Origin of the sequence: Vitreoscilla filiformis (assembly GCF_002222655.1) — a bacterium.
In the GTDB taxonomy this organism is placed as follows: domain Bacteria; phylum Pseudomonadota; class Gammaproteobacteria; order Burkholderiales; family Burkholderiaceae_C; genus Ideonella; species Ideonella filiformis.
Map to the genome: position 1 here is coordinate 1,114,884 of NZ_CP022423.1, position 20,387 is coordinate 1,135,270.

The 20,387-nt window shown below is 65.4% G+C and carries 20 protein-coding genes; all 20 read right to left on the minus strand.

The genetic code is table 11. From position 1 onward, the window contains the following. Nucleotides 1-36 precede the first annotated feature (36 nt). The 20 genes from VITFI_RS05205 to VITFI_RS05300 all read right to left on the minus strand — a co-directional run bounded on the left by VITFI_RS05205 (nt 37) and on the right by VITFI_RS05300 (nt 20,354). The gene (locus VITFI_RS05205; protein ID WP_089415331.1) at nt 37-270 is read right to left on the minus strand and encodes a hypothetical protein; all 234 of its coding nucleotides are present in this window, start codon (nt 268-270) and stop codon (nt 37-39) included. Then, nucleotides 257-2,392 carry a hypothetical protein gene (locus tag VITFI_RS05210; RefSeq protein ID WP_089415332.1) on the minus strand — a complete coding sequence of 712 codons (2,136 nt, stop codon included), beginning with the start codon at nt 2,390-2,392 and terminating at the stop codon, nt 257-259. The genes VITFI_RS05205 and VITFI_RS05210 overlap by 14 nt, the downstream gene beginning before the upstream one ends. Nucleotides 2,393-2,399: 7 nt before the next feature. Continuing rightward, nucleotides 2,400-2,786: a hypothetical protein gene (locus VITFI_RS05215; RefSeq protein WP_089415333.1), complete on the minus strand. Its 387-nt coding sequence runs from the start codon at nt 2,784-2,786 to the stop codon at nt 2,400-2,402. 2 nt (nt 2,787-2,788) lie between these two features. Next, a complete protein-coding gene (locus tag VITFI_RS05220; RefSeq protein WP_089415334.1) occupies nt 2,789-3,574 on the minus strand; it encodes a hypothetical protein in 786 nt (261 codons plus the stop codon). Then, nucleotides 3,571-4,827, minus strand: a complete 1,257-nt coding sequence (locus VITFI_RS05225; RefSeq protein ID WP_089415335.1) for a hypothetical protein — start codon at nt 4,825-4,827, stop codon at nt 3,571-3,573. Before VITFI_RS05225 ends, VITFI_RS05220 begins: the two co-directional genes overlap by 4 nt. Before the next feature lie 14 nt (nt 4,828-4,841). Continuing rightward, nucleotides 4,842-8,408: a hypothetical protein gene (locus VITFI_RS05230; RefSeq protein WP_089415336.1), complete on the minus strand. Its 3,567-nt coding sequence runs from the start codon at nt 8,406-8,408 to the stop codon at nt 4,842-4,844. A gap of 14 nt (nt 8,409-8,422) precedes the next feature. Beyond that, complete coding sequence (locus VITFI_RS05235; protein WP_089415337.1) at nt 8,423-8,824, minus strand: hypothetical protein; 402 nt, start codon at nt 8,822-8,824, stop codon at nt 8,423-8,425. A gap of 2 nt (nt 8,825-8,826) precedes the next feature. Then, nucleotides 8,827-11,616 carry a phage tail tape measure protein gene (locus VITFI_RS05240; RefSeq protein WP_089416095.1) on the minus strand — a complete coding sequence of 930 codons (2,790 nt, stop codon included), beginning with the start codon at nt 11,614-11,616 and terminating at the stop codon, nt 8,827-8,829. Between the two features lie 136 nt (nt 11,617-11,752). Further along, nucleotides 11,753-12,481, minus strand: a complete 729-nt coding sequence (locus tag VITFI_RS05245) for a phage tail tube protein (protein ID WP_089415339.1) — start codon at nt 12,479-12,481, stop codon at nt 11,753-11,755. 20 nt (nt 12,482-12,501) lie between these two features. Beyond that, on the minus strand, nt 12,502-12,957 hold the full coding sequence (locus tag VITFI_RS05250) for a phage tail terminator protein (RefSeq protein ID WP_089415340.1): 456 nt from the start codon (nt 12,955-12,957) through the stop codon (nt 12,502-12,504). Continuing rightward, nucleotides 12,957-13,376 (minus strand): gp436 family protein, encoded by a 420-nt coding sequence (locus VITFI_RS05255; RefSeq protein ID WP_089415341.1) that lies wholly within the window; start codon nt 13,374-13,376, stop codon nt 12,957-12,959. The genes VITFI_RS05250 and VITFI_RS05255 overlap by 1 nt, the downstream gene beginning before the upstream one ends. A 37-nt stretch (nt 13,377-13,413) precedes the next feature. Next, the gene (locus VITFI_RS05260) at nt 13,414-13,719 is read right to left on the minus strand and encodes a hypothetical protein (protein ID WP_089415342.1); all 306 of its coding nucleotides are present in this window, start codon (nt 13,717-13,719) and stop codon (nt 13,414-13,416) included. 34 nt (nt 13,720-13,753) lie between these two features. Beyond that, entirely contained in the window at nt 13,754-14,644 is an 891-nt protein-coding gene (locus VITFI_RS05265; RefSeq protein WP_089415343.1) for a Mu-like prophage major head subunit gpT family protein, read from the minus strand. Between the two features lie 47 nt (nt 14,645-14,691). Further along, nucleotides 14,692-15,120: a hypothetical protein gene (locus tag VITFI_RS05270; protein ID WP_089415344.1), complete on the minus strand. Its 429-nt coding sequence runs from the start codon at nt 15,118-15,120 to the stop codon at nt 14,692-14,694. Between the two features lie 31 nt (nt 15,121-15,151). Next, a complete protein-coding gene (locus VITFI_RS05275; RefSeq protein WP_089415345.1) occupies nt 15,152-16,285 on the minus strand; it encodes a phage protease in 1,134 nt (377 codons plus the stop codon). Nucleotides 16,286-16,322: 37 nt separating this feature from the next. Next, entirely contained in the window at nt 16,323-16,868 is a 546-nt protein-coding gene (locus tag VITFI_RS05280) for a phage virion morphogenesis protein (RefSeq protein ID WP_089415346.1), read from the minus strand. Continuing rightward, the gene (locus VITFI_RS05285; protein WP_089415347.1) at nt 16,865-17,098 is read right to left on the minus strand and encodes a hypothetical protein; all 234 of its coding nucleotides are present in this window, start codon (nt 17,096-17,098) and stop codon (nt 16,865-16,867) included. The genes VITFI_RS05280 and VITFI_RS05285 overlap by 4 nt, the downstream gene beginning before the upstream one ends. Beyond that, entirely contained in the window at nt 17,082-18,743 is a 1,662-nt protein-coding gene (locus tag VITFI_RS05290) for a phage minor head protein (protein ID WP_089415348.1), read from the minus strand. Before VITFI_RS05290 ends, VITFI_RS05285 begins: the two co-directional genes overlap by 17 nt. A 1-nt stretch (nt 18,744) precedes the next feature. Beyond that, nucleotides 18,745-18,996, minus strand: coding sequence for a hypothetical protein (locus tag VITFI_RS18980; RefSeq protein ID WP_198301790.1), 252 nt, complete (start codon nt 18,994-18,996; stop codon nt 18,745-18,747). After that, the gene (locus tag VITFI_RS05300) at nt 18,981-20,354 is read right to left on the minus strand and encodes a DUF935 domain-containing protein (protein ID WP_089416097.1); all 1,374 of its coding nucleotides are present in this window, start codon (nt 20,352-20,354) and stop codon (nt 18,981-18,983) included. Before VITFI_RS05300 ends, VITFI_RS18980 begins: the two co-directional genes overlap by 16 nt. Between the last annotated feature and the right edge of the window lie 33 nt (nt 20,355-20,387).

A 20,387-nucleotide genomic window follows, 5' to 3' on the forward strand; every position in this document is an offset into this window, starting at 1 on the left:
CCGGTGCTCCAGCACCGGTGGCAGTCGCCCCACTCTTTAAATGTCGATTTCGACGTAGGTCATCCCTGGCGCGCTGCCTTCGATGACGCCGGCGCGCACGAACACCGTAGCGCCGGCAGCAGGCGCATCGCCTCGGGCCGTGATCCGATCGCCGCCAGGCAGCTCCACCACGGCCACACCTTGGCTCACGCTGACCACCGTACCCACTTGCACCGGCACATCCAGTCCCAGCGCGTCGCGCAGGGCGCGATACAGGTTAGGGCTGCTCATAGGTCTGCACTCCAATCGTCTGCCACACGCTGGCCCGCCCAGCTTGAATTGACAAGCTGCGCGTCATCCCCAGGCGAGTCAAATCGCCGTCCACGTACTGCACCAGCTTGCCGGGGACGATGGCGCCGGTTTGGGCGAGTACCGGCAGACGAAGTTGCACCAGCGCTTGTCGCCCCACGTCCGACAGCACCGGCAACGCCCTGGCACGGGCTGCCTGCACATCCGTACACAGAGCGTCCGTGATCATCGGCGCCACCAAATCGCCCGCCGTGCCGCCACGGGTGACGCGCCCGAGAACGCCCCCCGCCGTAGTCCCTGAGACAAACACCCGGCTGTAGATGGCCTTCGACGTCCACTCGATCCCCTCTTGGCGCACCACGGCGGCAGGCAGCTCGATGTCAGGCACCAGGCTGTCCCAGGCCCATGGCGCAGCCAGGTAGCGCGGCAGAACCATCAATTCGTTCCCGGCGGGGGAAGATTGGACATACCCACCCGCCGCCTCGGCAATGCGACAGATCGCACTGATCGGCGTGCCTTGGTGGCTCCACACGCCTGCTGGAACCAGCCAATCTGGCACCTGCCAATCAATGGCCCAGTCGCTTGGCACGCCATTGGTGGCCAGTGTGTCGAGCGCCAACTGTTGCGTCATTGCCGCCACGACGGCGTTGTTGAACGTGCGCTTGGCTGCATAAGGAGCGTCCCAAATGGCCGAGGCGCTGCGCCCACCGATCGACAGCGACGACTTGCTCCACTCACGGTCGCGCTGCGCCGACTCCACGATCACCCGCCACACCTGCCCATTGACATGTGCCAGCAGTTCGCAGGCCGCTGCGCCTGCTGCCGGCGCCAGTTTGGCCTGATCGCTGGCCGCAATCGACGCGCTCCAGCGCCATGCCCAGCTATCTACATCCGCACTGAGGGTCAGTGAGGTGCAGTTGATGGCGGTGCCGTCGTCCGCCCGAACCAGTTGAACGTCATTGATCACGAGGTACACCCTCCGCGCCGGGACGATGATCCCTGGCAATAGCTGTCGATCACAGCGGAAAATCAGATGCGGACTGGCCGGCGCTGGAACAAAAAACCGCAGGTCAGGCGTGCGCGGCCCGCAGCAGGTGTTGACGGGGATCACCGACCCCGGCATCACGCTGACGCCAGGCGGTGGCCTGACCGCATCCCGGCTCGACGCCTGCCACACCAGCGGCATCGGGGTCGCCACCTGCCACTGATCCGGTCGCGCGGTATGTCGCGGCGCGGCCGGGCGCGCTCGAACGTCCAACCACGGGCGGGCTGTGCGCAGCAAATCACGCTGTTTGAAGGCCGCGCCGCTGCCCATCTGCCGTGCATCCGCGTGCGTCACCTGCGCCGCCACCTGGCAGCGTTGGTGATCCCGGTGCCTGTACCGCGCACCAGCGGACAGCCGCCGGGCGTCTATTTGTCGCATCGTGGCTGTGCTGCCGAGGCGGGCGGTATCGACCTGCATCAGGCGGGCACCTTGGTGCATGGTTCGAAGCGGCGCATACGTCACCGCTGCTTGCACGGCCACCGGGGCGGATGGGGCCATCACAGCCACCACAGCCGCATCCAGTGTCACGGCGCGCTGGTGGCTTACGCCGATATCACGGGCCGGCCCCCGCGACACATCGGCGTCGTACACCCCCACCCCAGCCGGCACGACAGGCCCGCCCACTTGCACGGCAGCCACGGCGGTCACGGCATTGGCCTGCAAGGTGGCCACGGGCACCACACTCGGCAGCGTCACTGCCGCCTGCACCGCGACACCCAGCACCGCCGCACCCGCAGGCGCAACCGTTGGCAGCGTCACCGCTGCTTGAACAGCCACCCCAACAACGCCCGCGCCGGCAGGCACGACACGCGGAAGGATCACCGCCGCCTGCGCCGCCACACCAAGCACTACCGCACCCGCAGGCGTGACCGCCGGCAGCGTCACGGCGACTTGCGCCAGCCGCCCCAGCGCCTCGTACGTGACCCCTGCGGTCAGCGTCACCCCCGGCAACCCCACCGCCATCTGCGCCGCAAACACCGGCGCGGTGCCGTCGTCGCCGAACAGCAGCGCCGACGATGCGGGCAACCCCGCCGCAAATCGCAGGTCGGTGGTGGCCACGAGCGGCTTACGTCAGCGTCAGGCTGGTCAGGCGGACAAAACCGCCGGCATACAGCGCCACCGCCGACAGGATGACTTCATGTCCACTCCCAGCGATCCCGACGGACATGTCCAACAGGGCCGCGCCCGCTGACGTGGACAGCCGCGCCCATCCCGCCGTGCCCGACGCGGCCACCGTCGCATCAGCCGTTGCAGAGACCGTCAACACGCCCGCCACTGGCGCCGCCACGGTGGCCGACATCACCAGATCAGCCAGCAGCGTGCCCGTGGCCGCCGTCTGGGGCGTTGCCGGTGCGGCGCCCGTGTAAATTTTGAGCCGAGCTGGGCCGGCGGTGAGCAGCGAGCGCAGGGCTTCTGCCCGCGCCGCAATGAGAACGTCTGATTGATTGGCCATGGTTACTCCAAGGTGGGCGCGAGCCCGTCGGCGATCAGGGCGCGGTACGTCCCGGCGTTGTCGTGGCACACCACCGAGTACGTGTCGGCCACGGAGAGCCCATCGAACCGGTACAGCCCATCCGTGCCCGACCACGTCTCACGCACCACGCGCCTCAGCCGCTCCGAGATCAGCAGCACCCGCCGCGCCAGCGGTGTCACTGGCGGCCCCAGCACGGCCACGGAACCCGCGATCACGCCGGGCCCACCATCAATGTCTCGGGCCGATGGCGCCAAATCAGGCAACACCGATGCCACCGCACCGCCGGGCGCACCGCTGGCTGTCAGGCCGCGCGTCAGGTCGTACAGCACTGACCTGACCGGGACGATGATGCCGACCTTCCACGCCAAATCTGTGCTGGATGTGGGTGACGGGAGCGCGGCGTAGCCGTACTGCACCCATGTCGTGCCGTCGTCCGACCACTCCACGAGGGCTCCGATCCAATAGTGATCGCCGCCACCCGGAAGCTGCTGCACAGCAATCTGCGCGACATCGACCGCTGCGGGCCACTGGTAGCCGATCCATCGATCCGGGGCGTGCCCTTCGTACATGTAGGCCTGCCAATAGGTGGCGGCGGCGCCGTCGTATGCACGTTCTGGGGCGTTGTCGACGTACTGCGACGACGCAATCGCCGTGCCACCCGCGACCAAATTGCTACCCGCCGCGCTGCGAAATTGCAGCTCGCCCACCAAGACCTGGCCGCTCAGCGTGGCGATGCACCTGCATCGCCACCAACGATGGGCACTCATGTCCACGGCCCCGTCAGATCAATGGCCATGGTCACGCCGTCACCCTCGCTGTACCCCTGCCACGCCACCGCCATCATCCGGCGGGTGGTGTTTCTGACGACCTGGTCGAACACAGCGCCGTGCCCGACCGGCTTGTATTGAGGCATCCAATACAACCCCCGGAACGTCCCCCTGACGGAGTTCATCCCCTCTTGCACGCACAGCGTCGGCGTCAGCCACAGCCCGTTGTCCGGGCCGTGTGGGTACTGCATTGGCCCTCGCCCCGATGTCAGCACCCCATTGGCCATGTGCAGTGCCGGCGTGGCCGCGCACTTGACGGGGAGCCCCTGTTGCGTGTGGTTGCGCAGCAGCCATTTGCCGGCATAGGCCAGCGACTCGCCCAGGCCAAAGCTGTTGCCGGAACCGGGCTGATCCTCGTTGGCGCTCTCAGTTGCCACCAGCACCGTCCCCGTCGCGTCACCTGCGGCCACGTAAGACGACACATCCCCAAACGCGTACTGCGCGAACCCACCCCAGCCCGTTGACACCTTGACCCACAGGTAGAACATCACGCCATCACCGACCAGCAGCCAATCCCGATTACCGGCGCCGCCGTCCCCCTCATTCAGCCACCCGTACTGCCGCGCGTGAATCCACTTCGCCCACCCCCAATCCCCACCGGTGCCCGCCGTCGTCCAGTTGCGCGCAGGGTTGGTGGGGTCATACGGCGCTTGGATGCCCGTGACCACGATCGGATTGATCCCGCTGATCGCCGATGCGATCCCCACTGACGCCCATTTGGCCCACGCTGAGTCGTACCCCGCCCGCTGGGAGTTGTCCACCACCAGCAGGTTGCGGTTACCCGTGGGGGCCCGGTAGGCGCCCCGGTTTGTACCCGTGTTGGGCTTGCTCCACCCCAGGCTGGGCGTTTTGGCGGTGATCGATGTGGTGGTGGTCGCCGTGCGGATCGACCCCGGATCGTCGAGCTGAAAAGTAAAACTCGTGGCCTGCGCGCTCAGCACCGTCCAGCGGCCGTTGTAGTTGGCCTGCGCGCAGCCGGCAATCTCCACGACCTGCCCGGCCACGAATGCATGCCCGCCGGTGACCGTGGCCGTGGCCACCCCCGCGACGGTCGATGTCAGCGTGGCGATCGTCTTGACCCCGTACCCATTGACCAAGCAGGCGTCCAACAGCGCCGTCAAACTCCCCCAGGCGTTGGTGAGCTGCGGCGCCCCTGCCAAGTAGTTCGCATGCCAAAAAACCGATGCGGCCATGTGATCTCCTCAATTTAAGCGTCCACGTCGCCACGCAGCGACAGTTCAAATTGATCCGGTGTGTCATACGCTGCGCCCGGATTGATCGTGCGAACGACCCAAATCGGTGCCATCGCACCGATGGTGTTGATCCGCAGGATCGCGCCCACCGACCACCCACCGCCGCCCCAGCCAGCCGCTGGAATGTGCATATAGGGCGCCCCAGATGGCCCGAGCGGCTCGAAGTCCTGGCCGGTGTTACCCACGGCCACGACACCCACATGCTCGCCAATCAGCTCGTAGCTCGTCGTCGTGGTGAACCGGGCAATCCAGCGCTCCGTGATGCCCCCCCGGTTTGTGATCAGGATGGGATGGTCGGCGTTGTTGTAGGCCGCCAGGGTGCTTGAACCCGGTTCGGGGCTGTCAGACCACGCGCCGAACCAACTCGATTGGTCAAACACGCGCTCCACGCGGGCAAACAGATCCCCGAGCACCAGCGCCGTCGAGACGTAACTTCCAGGCGCCGAGTAGTCGTGGGTGATGGGCCGAGACAGCCCGATCTCCCCATTGATCTGCACGTCGCGGATCATCGCCATGTCTTCCACGCGCCCTTCGATTCGCACGGGCTGGGCGTAGGCCGAAACGTCGCTGAAGGTTGCCGTCCCAGCGTCCAAATCGGTGGTGTAGCCGGTGCTGATCACCGCACCGTTGGCCCCCACCACGCGCAATCGAGACAGCCGCTCGCGCCCAGCAAACACCGTCTGCCCATTGGCCACGGTGGCCGTGACGGCTGTTTTGGCACCGACCACAACGAACCCACCCGCTCTGAAAATCGGCACCCGCCCGTCACTTGGAAGCCGCACGGGATCCATGCCCAGGATGCTGGCATCGAGCGGCAGGTAGCTGTAGGCCACCGCGCTGTAGCGCAGCGTGGTCATGACGATCGGATCGGGCCGCCAGATGCGCCCATCCGACTCCACCCGGCTGGCCGAATACCACGGCTGGGATTCATTTCCCGCCGCCGTGACCATCGCCCCGAACCGCACCCGCACCAGCCCGGTCTCGTAATCCACGCTGCCCGCCACGCCGGTGCCACTGATCACGCCATCCACCCCCGCCGTGACCGATTTGGGGCCCCCGGTCGTGCGCGTCCACTGGATCGACAGCGATCCCGGTCGCAAGGGCGCCGAGGAAGCCCTGAACACAAACTCGCTGGACAGCGCATTGCCCAAGGTGGTGACGCACGACACCCGGCTGAGTGCATTGGTCGCCCCCGTGGCCCAGGACGACAGGGCAATGACGCCCGTGGTGTAGTCGATGGTGCCCCGCGTCAGCCAGCCAGACGCCACGGTGTTTTCGCGCAGCACACCCGTGCCACTGTCCCCCCACGGCTGCGATCCGGGGATCGTCAGCACCACCGTGCCAGGCACCACTGGCGCCACAACGCCCGGCACCAGTTGCACCTTCGGGGTGAACGTCACCGTCTCGGTGCGGGTGCTCGTCGAGCCGGGCGAGTTGTACCGCAGGGTCACCGCCCCGGATTCATCGGCTGGGTAAATGGACGGCGCATCCACATACTCCAGCCCGGTATAGGTCAAGCGCCAGCGGTATAAATCGTCGTCCAATGCGGCGCTGTATTTCGGCCTCGGTAATTTGATCGTGACATCTGGATTCCAGGTAATCGCTCCCGTCGCATACGTCACTGTGCCAATTTGCACACCTTCCCGCATGATTTTTCCGCCGCCGTCGTCCCGCGCATATTGCGTCGGATCGACCCACGTCGAAACGCCCATTTCGGTCAACTGGCCCAGGGTATAGGTGCCCAGCACAGCAGTGTCTGTGACGGTGTTCCACTCAACCTCCAAGCTCCCCGGCGTGATGGCCGCCGAAGCTGTCACCGCCAGCCGCCCATCGCCCTGCCGCGACGGATGTGCAAATGCGTCGGACGTCTTGGGGCCGGCCACATAGCCGATCGTCAACTGCGCCCCTACGGCGGGCAGGGTCGCGGGCGCGAACGCCTCGATCACCCCCTGCGCCACGCGCACCGTGCCCGTGGCATGGCCGGACAGCACCCCATCCGCGCCAGCGGTGGCGCTCTTGGACACGCCCGCTTGCAGCCAAGACACCGTCACTGAGCCCGGCTGTACCGATGTTCCAGCCGGCGGCGCCAACGCGATCGTCTGCGTCGCCTTGAGCGTCACAGCGGTGGGGTGCCGGGTCTCTTGCGTCGGTGCGCCCCAGCTCAGGATGACCGAACTACCCACATCCGGCAGCACACCCAGCGTCAGGATGTAGCCGCCCGTCGCGGGGTTGAACGTGCCGGCGCCGTAGCTGGCATCGCTGCCCTTGAGCGCGCCGGTGCCATCGTCCGACAGCACATACCACCGCCCGCCCGCGCGGTAGCTGGCCGAGAGCGTGCCGGGCTGGGGCTGAGGATCGATCACCCCCACGTAGGACTGACTGCGGGACGCCGCCGTGATCTCGATTTCGGCGCTCTGCGGAACCCGCAGCACCTGCGCTGCGGGGGTGTAGGTGATGACCTTGCTGGCCGAGTAGTCCCCTGCGGCGGATGTCAGCAGCCCGTTGGCGTAGTCGATGGTGCCCACATCGGCCCCGGCTGATCGCAACATCCCGCCAGCGTCGGTGATCGTGACACCGGCCACTTGGATCGACAGTGATCCTGGAAGGCACCCTCCCGGCAGAGCCAGCTTGGTGGTGGGTGTCCACGCATGGGTGGCGGTGTAGGTGACACTGCCCGCGCCCGGGATCGGCAGCCCAGCAGCCGCATAGGGCGGCATGACCGACAGCGGCGCCTCGGTCTGGGCGCTGGGCACCAGTTGCGAGTAGATCGACTCTGCCTTGATCTTCATCGCCCCCATGCTGACCGACTCGGCCAGGGGCGACACCCCAGCGTAGGTGCCCGCATCGGCCACCACGGTATCGCGCACCGCAGCAGCGGTGCTGAGGCGGGCGAACGTCTCGGAGGCGGGGCTGCCGGGGCAATCGAACCGCAGGGCATCGCTCAGGAAAACGGACACGATAGCCGCTTGGTACTCCGACCCATCGCCGGCGGTGAAGGTGCGGGTGACGCTGGACACCGTGATGGCGCGGATGTACTGCTCCACCTGCGTGGACAGGCCCTCGTCTTTGACCAACACCAACGTCTGCCCCACCGTGGGCGGGGCCTCGGACGGACGTTGAAACAGTTGCACCACACGTTGCCCGGTGATGTGGCCCTCGTACAGATACCCCGGCCACAGCGGCCCCTTGTTGAGGTACGCCTCCACGCGTGATTGCGCCTCCGACCGCGTGTCGAACGTCGCGTCGCGGGCAAACAGCGTGACGGCCGTATTGGCGTCCGTGGGTGGCTGCGCCACGATCACGTTGGAGCCGAAGTAGGTGTCGGTGTCGTCAGAGCGGATCGCCACAAACGTTTTGCGCAGATTGACCCGCCCCCCTGCACGATCCAACTCTGAAATATCCGGGAACAGCGCGTTTTCAGCATCGCTGATCACCGTCCCCGTGGGAGCACCGCCGCCTTCGGCCACATCAGCCATGACCGCCGATGCCAGCAATACCACGTCGCCTGAGAGGATGGGCATGTGGTGTCTCTCCTTTAAATGACCATGAGCTTGGCCGTCACGACATACATGTCGCCAGCCTGCTGATCGTCGTAAAACGTATAGGGATCGGCCGTGATCGCCGGGGCGTCGTGGTGGCGCCAGATCACCTCGCGCACCCCGTCCGGGGTGGTCAGCGTCATGACCTGGCCGGGCTCTGCGGCCCATCCGCGCAGCGTCTGCACGTCGGTCAGGCTGACCAGCCCGGCGCCCTGCTCGACACCTTGCAGGGTCACCGGTCGGCCCGCTTCGGCGGGCGCGCTGGCCGATTGCACGATCAGCGCCCCGGTCAATGACCGCTCGACGGTCTGCCCCACAGGGCTCCAACTGTGCTCATCGCTCCAGGCACAGCCCGAGCCGAACACCACCACCAGGCCATTGGCACTCAACTGGATCATGCTCAACCTCCTCCTACTCGTGCGGCGTCAGATTCGAGGCGGCGCAGCATCGCCACCAGGGCCTGAGCGTCATCCTGCGAGGCCATCTCCACGGCCTCTTCGCGGCCCCGATTGATCGTGATGGCCACGGCGTACACCGTGCGCGATGTGGTGGGCGCAGCAGATGGCGCAGGCGCAGGCGCCGCCACCTGGCCCGACGCTGCGGGCGCTGGTGCGGGGGCCGCAGCGGCAGCGGCACGCCGGGCCATTTCGCCGCCGTGGCCGTCCTTGCCGTAGAGGTACTGACTGGCGGCAGTTTGCAGGGCTGACGACAGCGTCCCCCCCCCCGGCCCGCCGTACTTCCGTTGGCCGGGGTTGTTCATGTAGGGGACGTTGCCGCTTGCATCCACAAACTCGCGGGCGATCTGCTGCGCCGCTTCGTCGTCCAAGCCATAGCCCTTGAGGTCATTGATCACGCTCATCAGCGTGTTGCCGCCAGCGGTGGTGCCGTCTCCGGTGCGCTTGCGGTAATCGTCATCGAACAGTGACTTCACTTCACCGTTGCGTTTCTCCACAGCACTGTTTTTCACCACAGCGACCACTGCTGAGGCGGTTTTCTCAGCTTCTTCACGGGTCTTCCGCATTGCCTCAGTCGCGGCATCAGCAGCGGCGGGAATGGCCGACAGCGACTTGACCACAGCGTGCCCCGCCTCATCCACTGCAACACCCATCCCCTGCGCCGCAGCCTGCGCCCGCAGTTCAGCGGTGACCACACCACCATTGGCAGCGATGGCCGCCGACGCATATTTCTCAAACGCAGCTTGCTTGTCTCGTGCTGCTGTGGTGCCCGCATCGCGGATGATTTGGTAATCCCGCTTGGCCGCATCCGCCATCATCGTGAGCCGATCGACGCTCGTGATCCCCAGGCGCTCAAACGCCCCTTCAACCACCTTGGCCGCTGCGGCACTCTCTTTCGTGGCTGCTGTCGTCCCTTGCAGCGCCGCTGTCAACTGCCGCTGAATTTCCGCCGCCCGCTGCCATTCGCCCGCGTCCACAGCCTTTTCGTACTCGGCCCGCAACGTGGCCACCTTTTCGCGCGCCGCCTCCGCCGCCGCTTGTTGGGCCTGCGATCCAGTCTTGGCTGCTTCGCCCGCCGCACTGGCCGCTGCACCCGCAGCGCTTGCCGCCGAGCTGGTGGCCTCCACCGCCGCCTTCACATCAGCCTGCGCCTGCACCACCTTCGGTGCCTGGGCCGCAGCCTGCGTCTGCGATTGCGTCAGACCATCCCAACCCGATTGGGCACTCTCAGCCGCTGTGGCAGCGTCATCCATTGCCTGGCGGGCCTTGGCCATGAATGCATCCGTGGCCGCCCCAGAGGCCGCTGCACTGACGCGCACCTCGTCGGCCGCCAGTTTGTACCGGGCACTGACTTCGCCAAATGTCACCTTGGACATCATGTCCAGGTACAACGCGTACCAGGCCTGCGCCGACTGAACCAAGCTGGAGAACCCCGCACCCAGCACATACACGCCCGCCAGTACTGTGTTGCCCCCGGCGCTCATCACCCCATACGCGGTCTGCACCACGTTGCCGGCGTTCTTGGCTTTGGCGCCGAGGTCGTCCAGAGTCACCGATAGGTTGGTGGCAAACGTCTGCAACTGCACCGACACGGCCTCAAAATCCACCGCGCCTACAAACCGGGTGCCCCACTCAATGGCCGCCTTGAACGCAGCAGCCAAGGCATCCCCGAACTTCCCCACCGTCCCATTACTGACCGCCGCAGACAGCGCCGCAGCCAGTTGGTTCACACCGTCTTTCAGGATGGGCAGCGTCGGTGTGCCCAGGGCATTCATCACCGTTTCCCACGCGCTGCTCAACCCACCCAGCGCCCCGCGCAGGTTGTCGCCCATCACAGCAGCCGTCTCGGCGGCGCTGCCTTTGGCATTTTTGAGCTTCCCCGTCAGCTCATCCAGTGCCCCGATGCCCTGATTCAACAGTGACCGCAGCGCCGGCCCCGCCTCCGTCCCAACCGCCAAGATGGCGCGCTCACCCACGGCGCCCTTGGTGCCCAACTGGCGCAGCGCCTCGCCGAAGTCGTTGGTGATGATCCCGATCGTGCCCAGCTCCGTGCGGAACTTGCTGGCCGGGTCGCTGAACTGGCTCAGGATCGCATTCAGTGCCGTGCCCGCCCGGCTGGCATCGATCCCCGCATCGGCGAACTTGCCAATGATGGCGACGGTCTGTTCCAGGCTCAGACCCACCGACTTGGCAATGGGGGCTGTGTAGCTCAGCGCCTCAGCCAACCCCGTCACACTGGTGTTGCTGGCGTTGGCGCCTTTGGCCAGTACATCAGCCACGCGGCCCGCATCGCCAAACGCCAGCCCCATCCCCATCACCGCCTTGGTGATGAACTCGGCGGCTTGACCCAGATCCACGCCACCCGCTTGCGCCAACTGCAACGTGGCAGGCAGGGCCTGCATTGCCTGATCGGCGCTCAGCCCCGCACGGGTCAGGTTACCCAGCGCTGTGGCCGCTTCAGTTGCCGAGTATTTGGTGGTTGCACCCGCATCCTCAGCCGCTTTGCGCAGGGCCTGCATTTCCTGGGCGCTGGCACCCGATACCGCCTTGACCTCGGAGAGTTTGGCCTCCAAATCGGCCGCGCTGCTCACCGCGCCGGCAAACAGCTTGCTCGTAAAGTACGTGGTGACTGCTGCCGCCACCGCCGTCACTTTCGCGCCAATGCCACTCAGGCCGGACATCACACCGTCAGCCAGGAGGCGCAGTCTCAGGATGATGTCAATGGGGCCTGCCATGCAGCGTCCTTTTTGCCGAACCGTTCGGCATTCCTCCGCACGGTGCGGAGTAAAAACAAAGCTAAGTTATTGATTTATATAGGCAGTCACACCGCACGGTGCGGTATCACTGCCCAGAATGCCGAACCGTTCGGCATCACACCTGGGCGCGCAGGCTGTAGAACGCGCTGAGGCCTTGGCCCTTCGTTGTGTCGGCCAGCAGTTCGGCTTTGAGCTTCAGGCTTTGCAGCTTTTCGCCCATCAGTGCAATCTTGTCGGTCGGCGGCACGTACAAGCGATGGAAGTCAGCCGTCACCAACTTGTTGCCATCGTTCTCGTTTTCGCCGACGTAAAAGCACTCCAGCTCGGCATCCAAGCGCGTGCAGGCCTGGTAGTTGATGTACGCGGCCTTGGTGTAACTGACCTTGATGGCCTCCCCATCGGCAATGCTGCCGCCTTCCAAGGGGATCAGGCCACCCGGCACCAGCTTGTAGTCCGTCCCTTCAATGCACGCAGCATTGGATGCATCCTTGACACCGGTGATCGCCGACGCGACATGGTTCAACCGCACCATGCCGCCCACATACGCAACATGGGCCTCATCGACCACCGGGGCGGTGTCCACGATGGCGCTTTCCGGCGCCCCCAACGCCAGCGCCCAGTTCCGCTTGTCCCAACGCCACAGCTCCAGCTCCACCTTGACGTCTTTCACGCGGGAGAGGATTTGATCCTTGCCACCGCCTGTGCGGCCGTAGTTCGGTACGTCCTGGGTGTCCAGGCTGTGGGTAATTTCCGCCTTGCCATTCAGCAAAGGGAAGAAGGCGCCCGTGGTACCCACCGCGCGGGCGTACAGACTGCCAACCAGGAGCAATGATTTCGAGTTCATGGGAAGCCTTTCTCAGCGAATCAAACTGAAAACTGAGTTGAAAACAGCAGCGGAAACATCACGGTGCCATCTTGGAAATACTTCGGTGTGGGGGCACCAGGCGCCCATGCCAGATTGCGGCTTGTGCCAGGCACACGCCATCCGTGCAGGCATTGGACAATTTGCGGCAGCAACGGCCCCACCTTTTCACCACCTCGGTCAGCGGTATTGCGCCCGGTTTTATCGACCAGGAACACCAGCCATTGCTGCCTGACCACAGACACGTCCGAATACCCATCCCCCCCGCCGTCTGGGGATTGGTCATGCAGCATCACCAAAGCCGCAGGAACTTGGCGCGTCCTGGTGGCTGTCGGTTCGATTTCATCCACCATCAAACTCTCACGCAGCGCAGGGACACTCGCAGCCAGCCGCGCCGCCATGGCACGTCCTACAAAAAGGAAGTCCGCCGCCCATGCCGAGTTGTTCGGGGCGCCCATCAATAACCCCGTTTGAAGTTGCGCCCGTCAGAAACCACGGCTGGCAAATTGCTGCTGGTATCCACCAGCGGCGCACCCACTGCATCGACACCCAATTGCAATTCACCTCGGCGGATGAAACCCAGGTTCTTTTGCGCCGTGTCGTAGCGGGTTTTGATGTGCTCGGGCGGCGTGCCCAGGTGCAAATAGAAATACGCCAGATCCTGCGCGATGTAGCGCAGCAGCACCGGCACCGATGAGAGTGGCAGCGTGTAGCGCCCCATCAGCACCGCATCCACCTCCGAATTGGCCCGGTCGCAAGCGCGTTGGGCCACAGCGGTATCCACAGCGTGGGTGCGGGGCGTGGCGCGGTCGGTGAGGTCGATCATCTCGTCCTCGCCAAACTCGGCCAACAAATCCGCTGGGGTGATGTAGCTCATGGGGCGGGCTCCCTTCGGCTGCGCTCAGGGAGCGCGGTTACTTGCTGCCCTTGGCGGGCTTGGCCGGCGCGGGATCTTCAGCGGGCGGTGCGGCACCAGCAGCCGATGCAGCAGCGGGGGATTCAGCCGGGGCTTTGGCAGCATCGGGCACCTCGATTTCCATCGTGGTGTCCACCACCACCAAACCCTTGCCGGCTTCATCGCGCAGGGCGGCCAGTTGCGCTTCGGTGAATTCACCCACCGGCACCTTTTGGGTGCCCGGCCCCCAGAAACGACCGGCGCGGCGAAAACCCTTTTCAGACGTGGCCGCAATCGCCAGCGCCTGCACTTGCTTGATACCCATGACGTGGTTTCCTTGATGTTCAGTAAAGGCCGGCTCAGGACAGCCAGGGGCAAACCACCACCTTGGCGGTGTCCCGCATGGTGTTGCTCTGGCCGTTGGCCAGACGCTCGGCGGTGAGGATGTCCAGCGCTTGGCGCTCCAGCGAGGGAGGCACCAGCAACACGGAGGGGCGCACCACCAGGGGTTTCCCGGCGTCACTGCGCACATTCATCATTGCGGCGCGGCTGGCGGCGTAGTTGCTCACGTCCAGCGTCTGGCGGCTGGCACGGGCCAGTTGCCACAGGCCAAAACCCACATTCACCCGTGCATCAGCGCCCCAAACGAACTCGTTCATTTCGAAAACGCGCTCGCTGTTGATGTTGGTGATCGCGTTGAAGGCGTAGTCCCGGCGCTTTTGAAACACGAGCGGCTTGATGTAGCGCGAGGTGTCCAGCAAATACCACGCCGTGCCCGAGCCGCCGTCGTAGTTCGAGAAACTGGACTGGTTGCCGGCCAAACCCACCGGGTGATCGGTGTCGAAAAAGTACTGGCCATCAAAACACTTGGTGTCGAACCCAGATTGCAGCAGGCCAAACAGCAGTTCATCCGGGTGCAGCGCAGCATCTTGGCCGAGCTGGCGCGACACCGGGGCGTAAACACCGTGCTGGTCATCTTCGATGGCCGTGCGCTTGACCTTGAACGAGTTTTCAAACTCCTTGTTTTTGATCGTGTAGCCGTGCTCTTCCAGGCTTTGGTACTGCCGGGAACCCAGCCATTCCCGGAAACTCGTGGTCGAGCCCAGCCAGGCGTATTCCTCTTCGGCTGTGGTGCTGGGCACCGGGGTGGCGAACTGCAAACCCATCGCCGGGGCAGCGCCCAGGCCTTCGGCAAACGCCGCGCTGTAGCCCACGTTGAGCGTGCGCAGGTTGTGGGTGGTGACTTGCATGGTGCGTGTGTCCTTGAGACTGTTGGTTGCGTGGCTTCAGTGCTGCATCAGCACTCGTCGCCGCCCCAGAAGATCCAGACGGTGCCGTCGTCGTCCACATCCCAGATCTGGCCGCCCGTGGTGCTGCGGGTGGAGCTGCCCGAGGTCAGGGCCACGGTCTGGTCATCCACGATGTAGGGCGTCATGCCGATGTGGGCGCGGGTGATCTGGTCGGTGCTGGTGCTGTTCTTGAACGGCCAGCAGCCCGCCGACACCTCGGCCTTCACATCGCCATTGGCACCGGTGGAGTTGTCCACGCGGCGGGTGATGACGCCCACGCCGCGCAGCGTGGTGCTGGTGCTGCCCTTGACGAGGTAGCCGCTGGCATTTATGGCGGCCAGCGCGCCGGCGTACAGCAACATGCTGGCGCCGACGGGGAACACACGCGGGCCACAGCCCTTCGTGCGGACGTTGCGATCAGAGGTGAGAGCAGTCATGGGTGCGCCTCGGTGCGGTCAGGAGGGTGGGTCAGGCGTTGGCCGCAGCCATCGCCACTTTTTGCTTCTTGTAGGCCTCGGGGGTGAGACCCATCGCGCGGCACACGCCCAGCTCGGTCGCATTCAGCTCAGCATTGGGGTCGCCCGGCGGCGGGCTCTTGCCGCCGTTCTGGCCATCCAGCAGCGGGGCGTTCATCGCAGGCTGGGCCTCCACCATCGCGCGCAGTTGGGCGATGTCCGTCTTGCCCAGCTTTTCCAGCGCGGCGCGCATGGCCGGTACGAACTTGGTGGGGATGGCAGCGGCCAGCAGTTCATCCAGCTCCCGCTGTTGGGCGCTTGCCTTGAGCGTGGCCAGCTCGCTCTGGGTCGTGGCCAACATGCCGCGCAGGGCCTCCATGCCGGCGGCATCGCCCGTGCCGCCATTCAGCTTGGTCTTGAGCGCCGCCAGCGGGGCGGTGATGTCGCCTTCGGTTGGCAGGCCCAGGTCGGTCTTGAGCTGGGTCAGCGCCGTCTTGAGCGCAGCGGCAGCAGTGGCCGTGGCGGCGTCTTGCTCGGCTTTGGCTTTCAGGGTGGTGATGTGGCTGTGCATCTGCTCGGCCGTGGCCTGGGGCAGGTTGAACAGGGCTTGCAGCAGCTTGAGCAAATCCATGTCGGTGGGCTCCTGGGGGTGGAGCTGGGCGCGCAGGCGTGCCTCAACGGCAGCCATGCCCAGCAGTGCGGGGTAATTGGTGAGGGCGGCCATCTCCAGGCCCACCACGTCGCCGGTGGCCGGGTCGTAGCGCAGCACGGGGCTGATGTAGAGGTACTCGCGCGCTGCGATGTACCCCTTGGCGGCCTCCGTCCAGTCAGTGGTGGCCCACAGGCCTTGCCTATCGCGCCAGGCGAAGGCCTTCATCCAGCCCGCAGCAGGGGCCGGCTTGCCGTTTTCCTCGGCTTGGAGGGTTTGGTGTTCGTAGTCGATTACCAGCGGCGTCTTGGCCGCCGTGGCGTTCAGCTTGGCAGCCAGGGCGCGGCCCTGAGCGTCGGTGAGCTTCCAGGTCTTGCCTGGGCCTGGCCTGCCGTCACGCGCAGCAAACTCGCCAAACGGCAGCACCTGCACCTGGGAGGTATCAGCACTGCCCGACAGGGCCAGGGTGGAGGAGAGGAGGGCGAGCAAGTAGCGCATGGCCACATGCTCGGGCCAGCGCCTGAAAGCTCATATCTCAGGTTGGATTGGTAAATGAGGCCGCAAGCCAGTGCGCCACCTCATCCGAAATAGCGTCCCGATCTACCGGCGCCAGCTCACCCTGCTCCGGGTCAGCAGTGAACAACCCACGTCGCGGCATGCGGTGGGTGCCGTATTCGTGCAACAGGGGGATGCTCCACTCACCGCCCAGTGGCCCCGTCTTTCCGCCGTGTGACCGACGGGACATGAGCACCTCCAGCGTCGGTGCGGTCTTGTCGCGGTTATCCACTTGAGACGCCAACGAGTCCCGCATCGTCCCCGTGCGTTCCAGCAAAGTGCCCTGGCTGCGGCCCTTATCTTCAGCGTCGTACCGCTTCTGCGTAGCGGGGGACAACCCCGTCCACGCACTGCCGTCTGGCGCTTGCTTGGTGCTGAACCGCTCTCGGATGCGCCCTTCCCAGTCTGCTCCGATGTTTTCCAACATCGGTTGGAGGTTGTCCAGTCGCTGAACCGCTTGGCGCAACAGCGCCAGCAGCCGCTCTTCACCAATCAAATCCCCGACCAATCCGGCGTCGTTGCTCATTTTTTAACCTTGAACAACCGCTCCGCTACATCCACCGGTACGCCCCCGTCAATCGCACGGGCGCGGTTTGCCGCCATCAACTCCTCATCGACCTCAGCGGGGCCGCCGTCGAGGATGGAGTGGTGCAGCGCCGCATTGGTCGGCCTACCTCCCACCATTTGGTACATGGCATCACCGCGAGGCCGCAGGGCATCGCCTGCAAACGGGTCAAAGTCACTTGGTAGAGGCATGGACATAACTCCAGAAGTGGCGCATCGCCAGCGCATCATCAAAGGGCAGCATGCCCTCCCAGGCGCTGCCCATCAGCAGAGCCTTCATGAGTGTGACACCCCCCGGCATGTGGGCGTATTCCGGCACACCCGCCAGGATGACATTCAGCGCAGGCGTGTCCACTGACAGCAGGTCGCGCACCCAGCGATTGTCGTCTTGCAGCGCGTCAAACGCGCTCTGGAAGTCGGCCAGCTCTTGGCGCGCCACAGCAGGCAGCGTCTGCTGTGCCAACAGGGCCAGCGGATCAACCCCTCGTGAATAGGCAAACGTGCCCGTCTTGGGCACGGGGGCGAACCCGTAGCGTGCCCAGGCGTAGCCGCCCACGTCCAGGTTGGCAATCAACTCGATGCGCCGCATCCCCATGCGCTGGTACTCGGGCACCAACGCCGACATCAACCGCTTGACAACACCTGCGCCTTGCATGGCCTCGGGCAGTTCCAGCAAATCCAGCCGGGCCGTGCCCGTGTTGAAGTCGAACGTCTGCGTGAGCATCGTGGCTGTCCCGCCTGGCATTGGCACGTTGTGCCCGCGCACCGTCACACCCGGCCCATTGCGCTCTTTCATCACCACCATCCACGATGCGTTTTCCCCACCCATCACAGGTGGTGGCAATTGATCTGTGCCAGTGATGGCGCGCACCAGGGCCTGCGGATCCAGTCGCCCGTCTGTGAGGGCATGCAGTTGGGCAGGGGTGATTTCGTAGGGCTCCAGCCGCGCATCCTTCAGCCCCTGAGCAAACTGGTGCGGCGTCAGTGGCGTGCTGAGCTGAGGCGCCAAGTCGGGCATGGCGCGCACGATGTCAGCCAATACCACCTGCGCCACCTGGGGAGGCAACAGTGGCGCCGTGGCTTTGATGGCATCCACCAGCCCCTTGTCCCGCATCCCAGCCCTGCCAGGGTTGTAGGCAAAGTTCGGGTGCACGCCGATGGGCACTTGCATCACCTCGCCTGTGCCGGGGTGGATGTACTCGATGTCGGGCTCAGCCGGCGCAGTCCGCTTGATCGTTTGCCCGGCATCCTGGCGCCTTTGCAACTCTTTTTCGTCGAGTGAAAACGCCTGGCAGCGGCAGCGGTAGCGGCACGGTGGGTAGTGTGTGTTCCACCATGGGTCGTCCAACGGCAGGCAGACCCCGTCATACAACGCATGCTGGGCACTCACCCGCCCATCGTGCATCGTCTGGTACAGCCCCAGGGGCTTGCGGGCCTTCTGCTGTTCCATGCGCTGCCAGCGCGCCGCCGCATGGGTCATGCGGGTGTTGGTGTCGAGGATGAGGTTCAGGCGACGGTCATCAAACCGCGTCGTGCGAACCTCCCCCGTTTCAGGGTCGGTGATCTCGATGTCACCCCACCATCCCTTGGCCACCAGCTCGCCCCGCATGGCCTCGCGGAACCATTTGTCGCCCCGCCCCTCCTGGATGGCCTGGTCGAGCGTGCCCTGGAACAAGTTCAGGATGTCCAGCCGCGCTACGCCAGCCACGGCCACGCCGCGCGCGTGTTCGTCCTGGAACACATCCTGCCATCGGAACGACGGCAGCAGATCGCCGCGCTCTGCAAACACACGCACGGCATCGCGGGGTGTCATCTGGCCCAGGTTCAGCATGGGCATGTCACACCCCCGGTTGGGTCAGATTGACATCCGCTGCTCCCAACACAGCGCCCTTCTGCCCCGCACGAGCAATGGCCTCACCCAGGGGACGTGTATCCATGCGCGCAGCCATTTGCGCCATACGTGCCCGCAAGCTCTCCAACGATTCGCCCGATGCCGCCGCTTTGTCAATCTCATCCAGCAGCGGCTGCACCAGCGGCGCCATGAGCGGCTTCCAGTGCGTCAGCTCGGCCTCGATCACATCATCCAGCACATCATGCGGCCCATGGGCTGGGGTGGGCGGCAGGGCACCGCGTGCGGCAGCGGCCTTGGGGGCCGGGGCAGGCGCCGGCTGCGGGGGCGGAACGAGCAACGGTGCGGGGGCGGGAGCACCCAACACCGCCTGACCTTCCGCCGCCATCGGAATTTTGAGCCGATCGTGCGCCCACGACACGGCAATGCGCATTCCCCGGCGGCCAGCTTCGGCAGGTTTTCGGCAAACGTCTTCAGGTCTTCGGCCTGGTCGGTGAGCCACTTCCAGCGCGGGGCGCGGCGTGGGTCAACACCGGGTTTGTTGAGCGCGACCATCGGCCAGAGCAACTGCTGGGTCAGCGTGGTGGCGAGCTGGGCCAGATCGGCATCGCGGATGTCCATGCGCACCTCGTTGTGCACATTGCCCAGCGCCTGGGTGCCGTGCTGGCCCTCGCCACTGGTGAGCGTTTGCCCCACGATCACTTTACTTTGCACCGCGTCCATGCGCTGCGCCATCGACAGGTAGGGCCCCTCGGTGCCCTCAGCCCCCTTGATGAGATCGATCTTCATGCCAGCAGGCATGATCCCCGCCGCATTGCGCCCCAGGCTCACCACAGCCTGCATCAGGCGGCTTTTCTCCGTGTCGCTCGCACCCACCGGAAAGGTGCCGATGCGCATGGGAATACCCAGAATTTCCAAAATCTCCATCAGGTCGGTGTCACTGGCCCATTTGAAAAGATGCGGCCAGGCCAGCACCCGCACCAGCCCGTCACGGGTCATGTAGCCGTTCAAGCTGCGGTGACGGTGCAGCAGCCAACAACCCGGCAGCAACGGTTGGCCGTAGGCGCTGGAACCATCGCGCAGGTTCCAGCGGGTGCCGCGCTCGTCCGGGCACAGCCAGCGCGTGGGACGCGCTTCAAAGCTGACGGGCAGCAGCGCCCCGCCTTGCATCTCCCAGCGGATTTCCTGGGCTGAAACACTCTTCAAAACGGCATCCATCGCCGCTTTCTTGATCTGCGCCAGCGGCAGCTCCTCCACCCATTCAGCCACTTCCTCGGCCAACGCTTTCTCGGCAGCGCTGGCGTTGGGTGGCGGGGCGATCTGGTGCGGCGTGGCCACCACCACGGCAGCGCGCTTGTCCAGCTCGGCATAAACGTGGCCATCGCGCTCCAGCATGTCGTCGGCCAGGTCGAGCTGGGCCATTGGCTGACCCTGCTCGGCGTCTTGCAGGATGCTGGCCAGTCGTGCTGGGGTCAGCCCTTTGGCCGGGTGGGTGGCCCAGTCGCGCTGCAACATCGCCACGCGGGCGGTCTGCTGCTCTTGCATCGGAGCCACCTCAAACGGGCGGCCGTGCTGATCAACGATGGTGCTGGCAGGCATGGTCAGGCTTTCGCGGTTTTAAGCCCATTGGCA

Bases quoted from the DNA above. Each gene is read 5' to 3' on its own strand.
- VITFI_RS05205 (WP_089415331.1), bottom strand. From the start codon at position 270: ATGAGCAGCCCTAACCTGTATCGCGCCCTGCGCGACGCGCTGGGACTG.
- VITFI_RS05215 (WP_089415333.1), bottom strand. From the start codon at position 2,786: ATGGCCAATCAATCAGACGTTCTCATTGCGGCGCGGGCAGAAGCCCTG.
- VITFI_RS05220 (WP_089415334.1), bottom strand. From the start codon at position 3,574: ATGAGTGCCCATCGTTGGTGGCGATGCAGGTGCATCGCCACGCTGAGC.
- VITFI_RS05225 (WP_089415335.1), bottom strand. From the start codon at position 4,827: ATGGCCGCATCGGTTTTTTGGCATGCGAACTACTTGGCAGGGGCGCCG.
- VITFI_RS05230 (WP_089415336.1), bottom strand. From the start codon at position 8,408: ATGCCCATCCTCTCAGGCGACGTGGTATTGCTGGCATCGGCGGTCATG.
- VITFI_RS05235 (WP_089415337.1), bottom strand. From the start codon at position 8,824: ATGATCCAGTTGAGTGCCAATGGCCTGGTGGTGGTGTTCGGCTCGGGC.
- VITFI_RS05240 (WP_089416095.1), bottom strand. From the start codon at position 11,616: ATGGCAGGCCCCATTGACATCATCCTGAGACTGCGCCTCCTGGCTGAC.
- VITFI_RS05245 (WP_089415339.1), bottom strand. From the start codon at position 12,481: ATGAACTCGAAATCATTGCTCCTGGTTGGCAGTCTGTACGCCCGCGCG.
- VITFI_RS05250 (WP_089415340.1), bottom strand. From the start codon at position 12,957: ATGGGCGCCCCGAACAACTCGGCATGGGCGGCGGACTTCCTTTTTGTA.
- VITFI_RS05255 (WP_089415341.1), bottom strand. From the start codon at position 13,376: ATGAGCTACATCACCCCAGCGGATTTGTTGGCCGAGTTTGGCGAGGAC.
- VITFI_RS05260 (WP_089415342.1), bottom strand. From the start codon at position 13,719: ATGGGTATCAAGCAAGTGCAGGCGCTGGCGATTGCGGCCACGTCTGAA.
- VITFI_RS05265 (WP_089415343.1), bottom strand. From the start codon at position 14,644: ATGCAAGTCACCACCCACAACCTGCGCACGCTCAACGTGGGCTACAGC.
- VITFI_RS05270 (WP_089415344.1), bottom strand. From the start codon at position 15,120: ATGACTGCTCTCACCTCTGATCGCAACGTCCGCACGAAGGGCTGTGGC.
- VITFI_RS05275 (WP_089415345.1), bottom strand. From the start codon at position 16,285: ATGCGCTACTTGCTCGCCCTCCTCTCCTCCACCCTGGCCCTGTCGGGC.
- VITFI_RS05280 (WP_089415346.1), bottom strand. From the start codon at position 16,868: ATGAGCAACGACGCCGGATTGGTCGGGGATTTGATTGGTGAAGAGCGG.
- VITFI_RS05285 (WP_089415347.1), bottom strand. From the start codon at position 17,098: ATGCCTCTACCAAGTGACTTTGACCCGTTTGCAGGCGATGCCCTGCGG.
- VITFI_RS05290 (WP_089415348.1), bottom strand. From the start codon at position 18,743: ATGCCCATGCTGAACCTGGGCCAGATGACACCCCGCGATGCCGTGCGT.
- VITFI_RS05300 (WP_089416097.1), bottom strand. From the start codon at position 20,354: ATGCCTGCCAGCACCATCGTTGATCAGCACGGCCGCCCGTTTGAGGTG.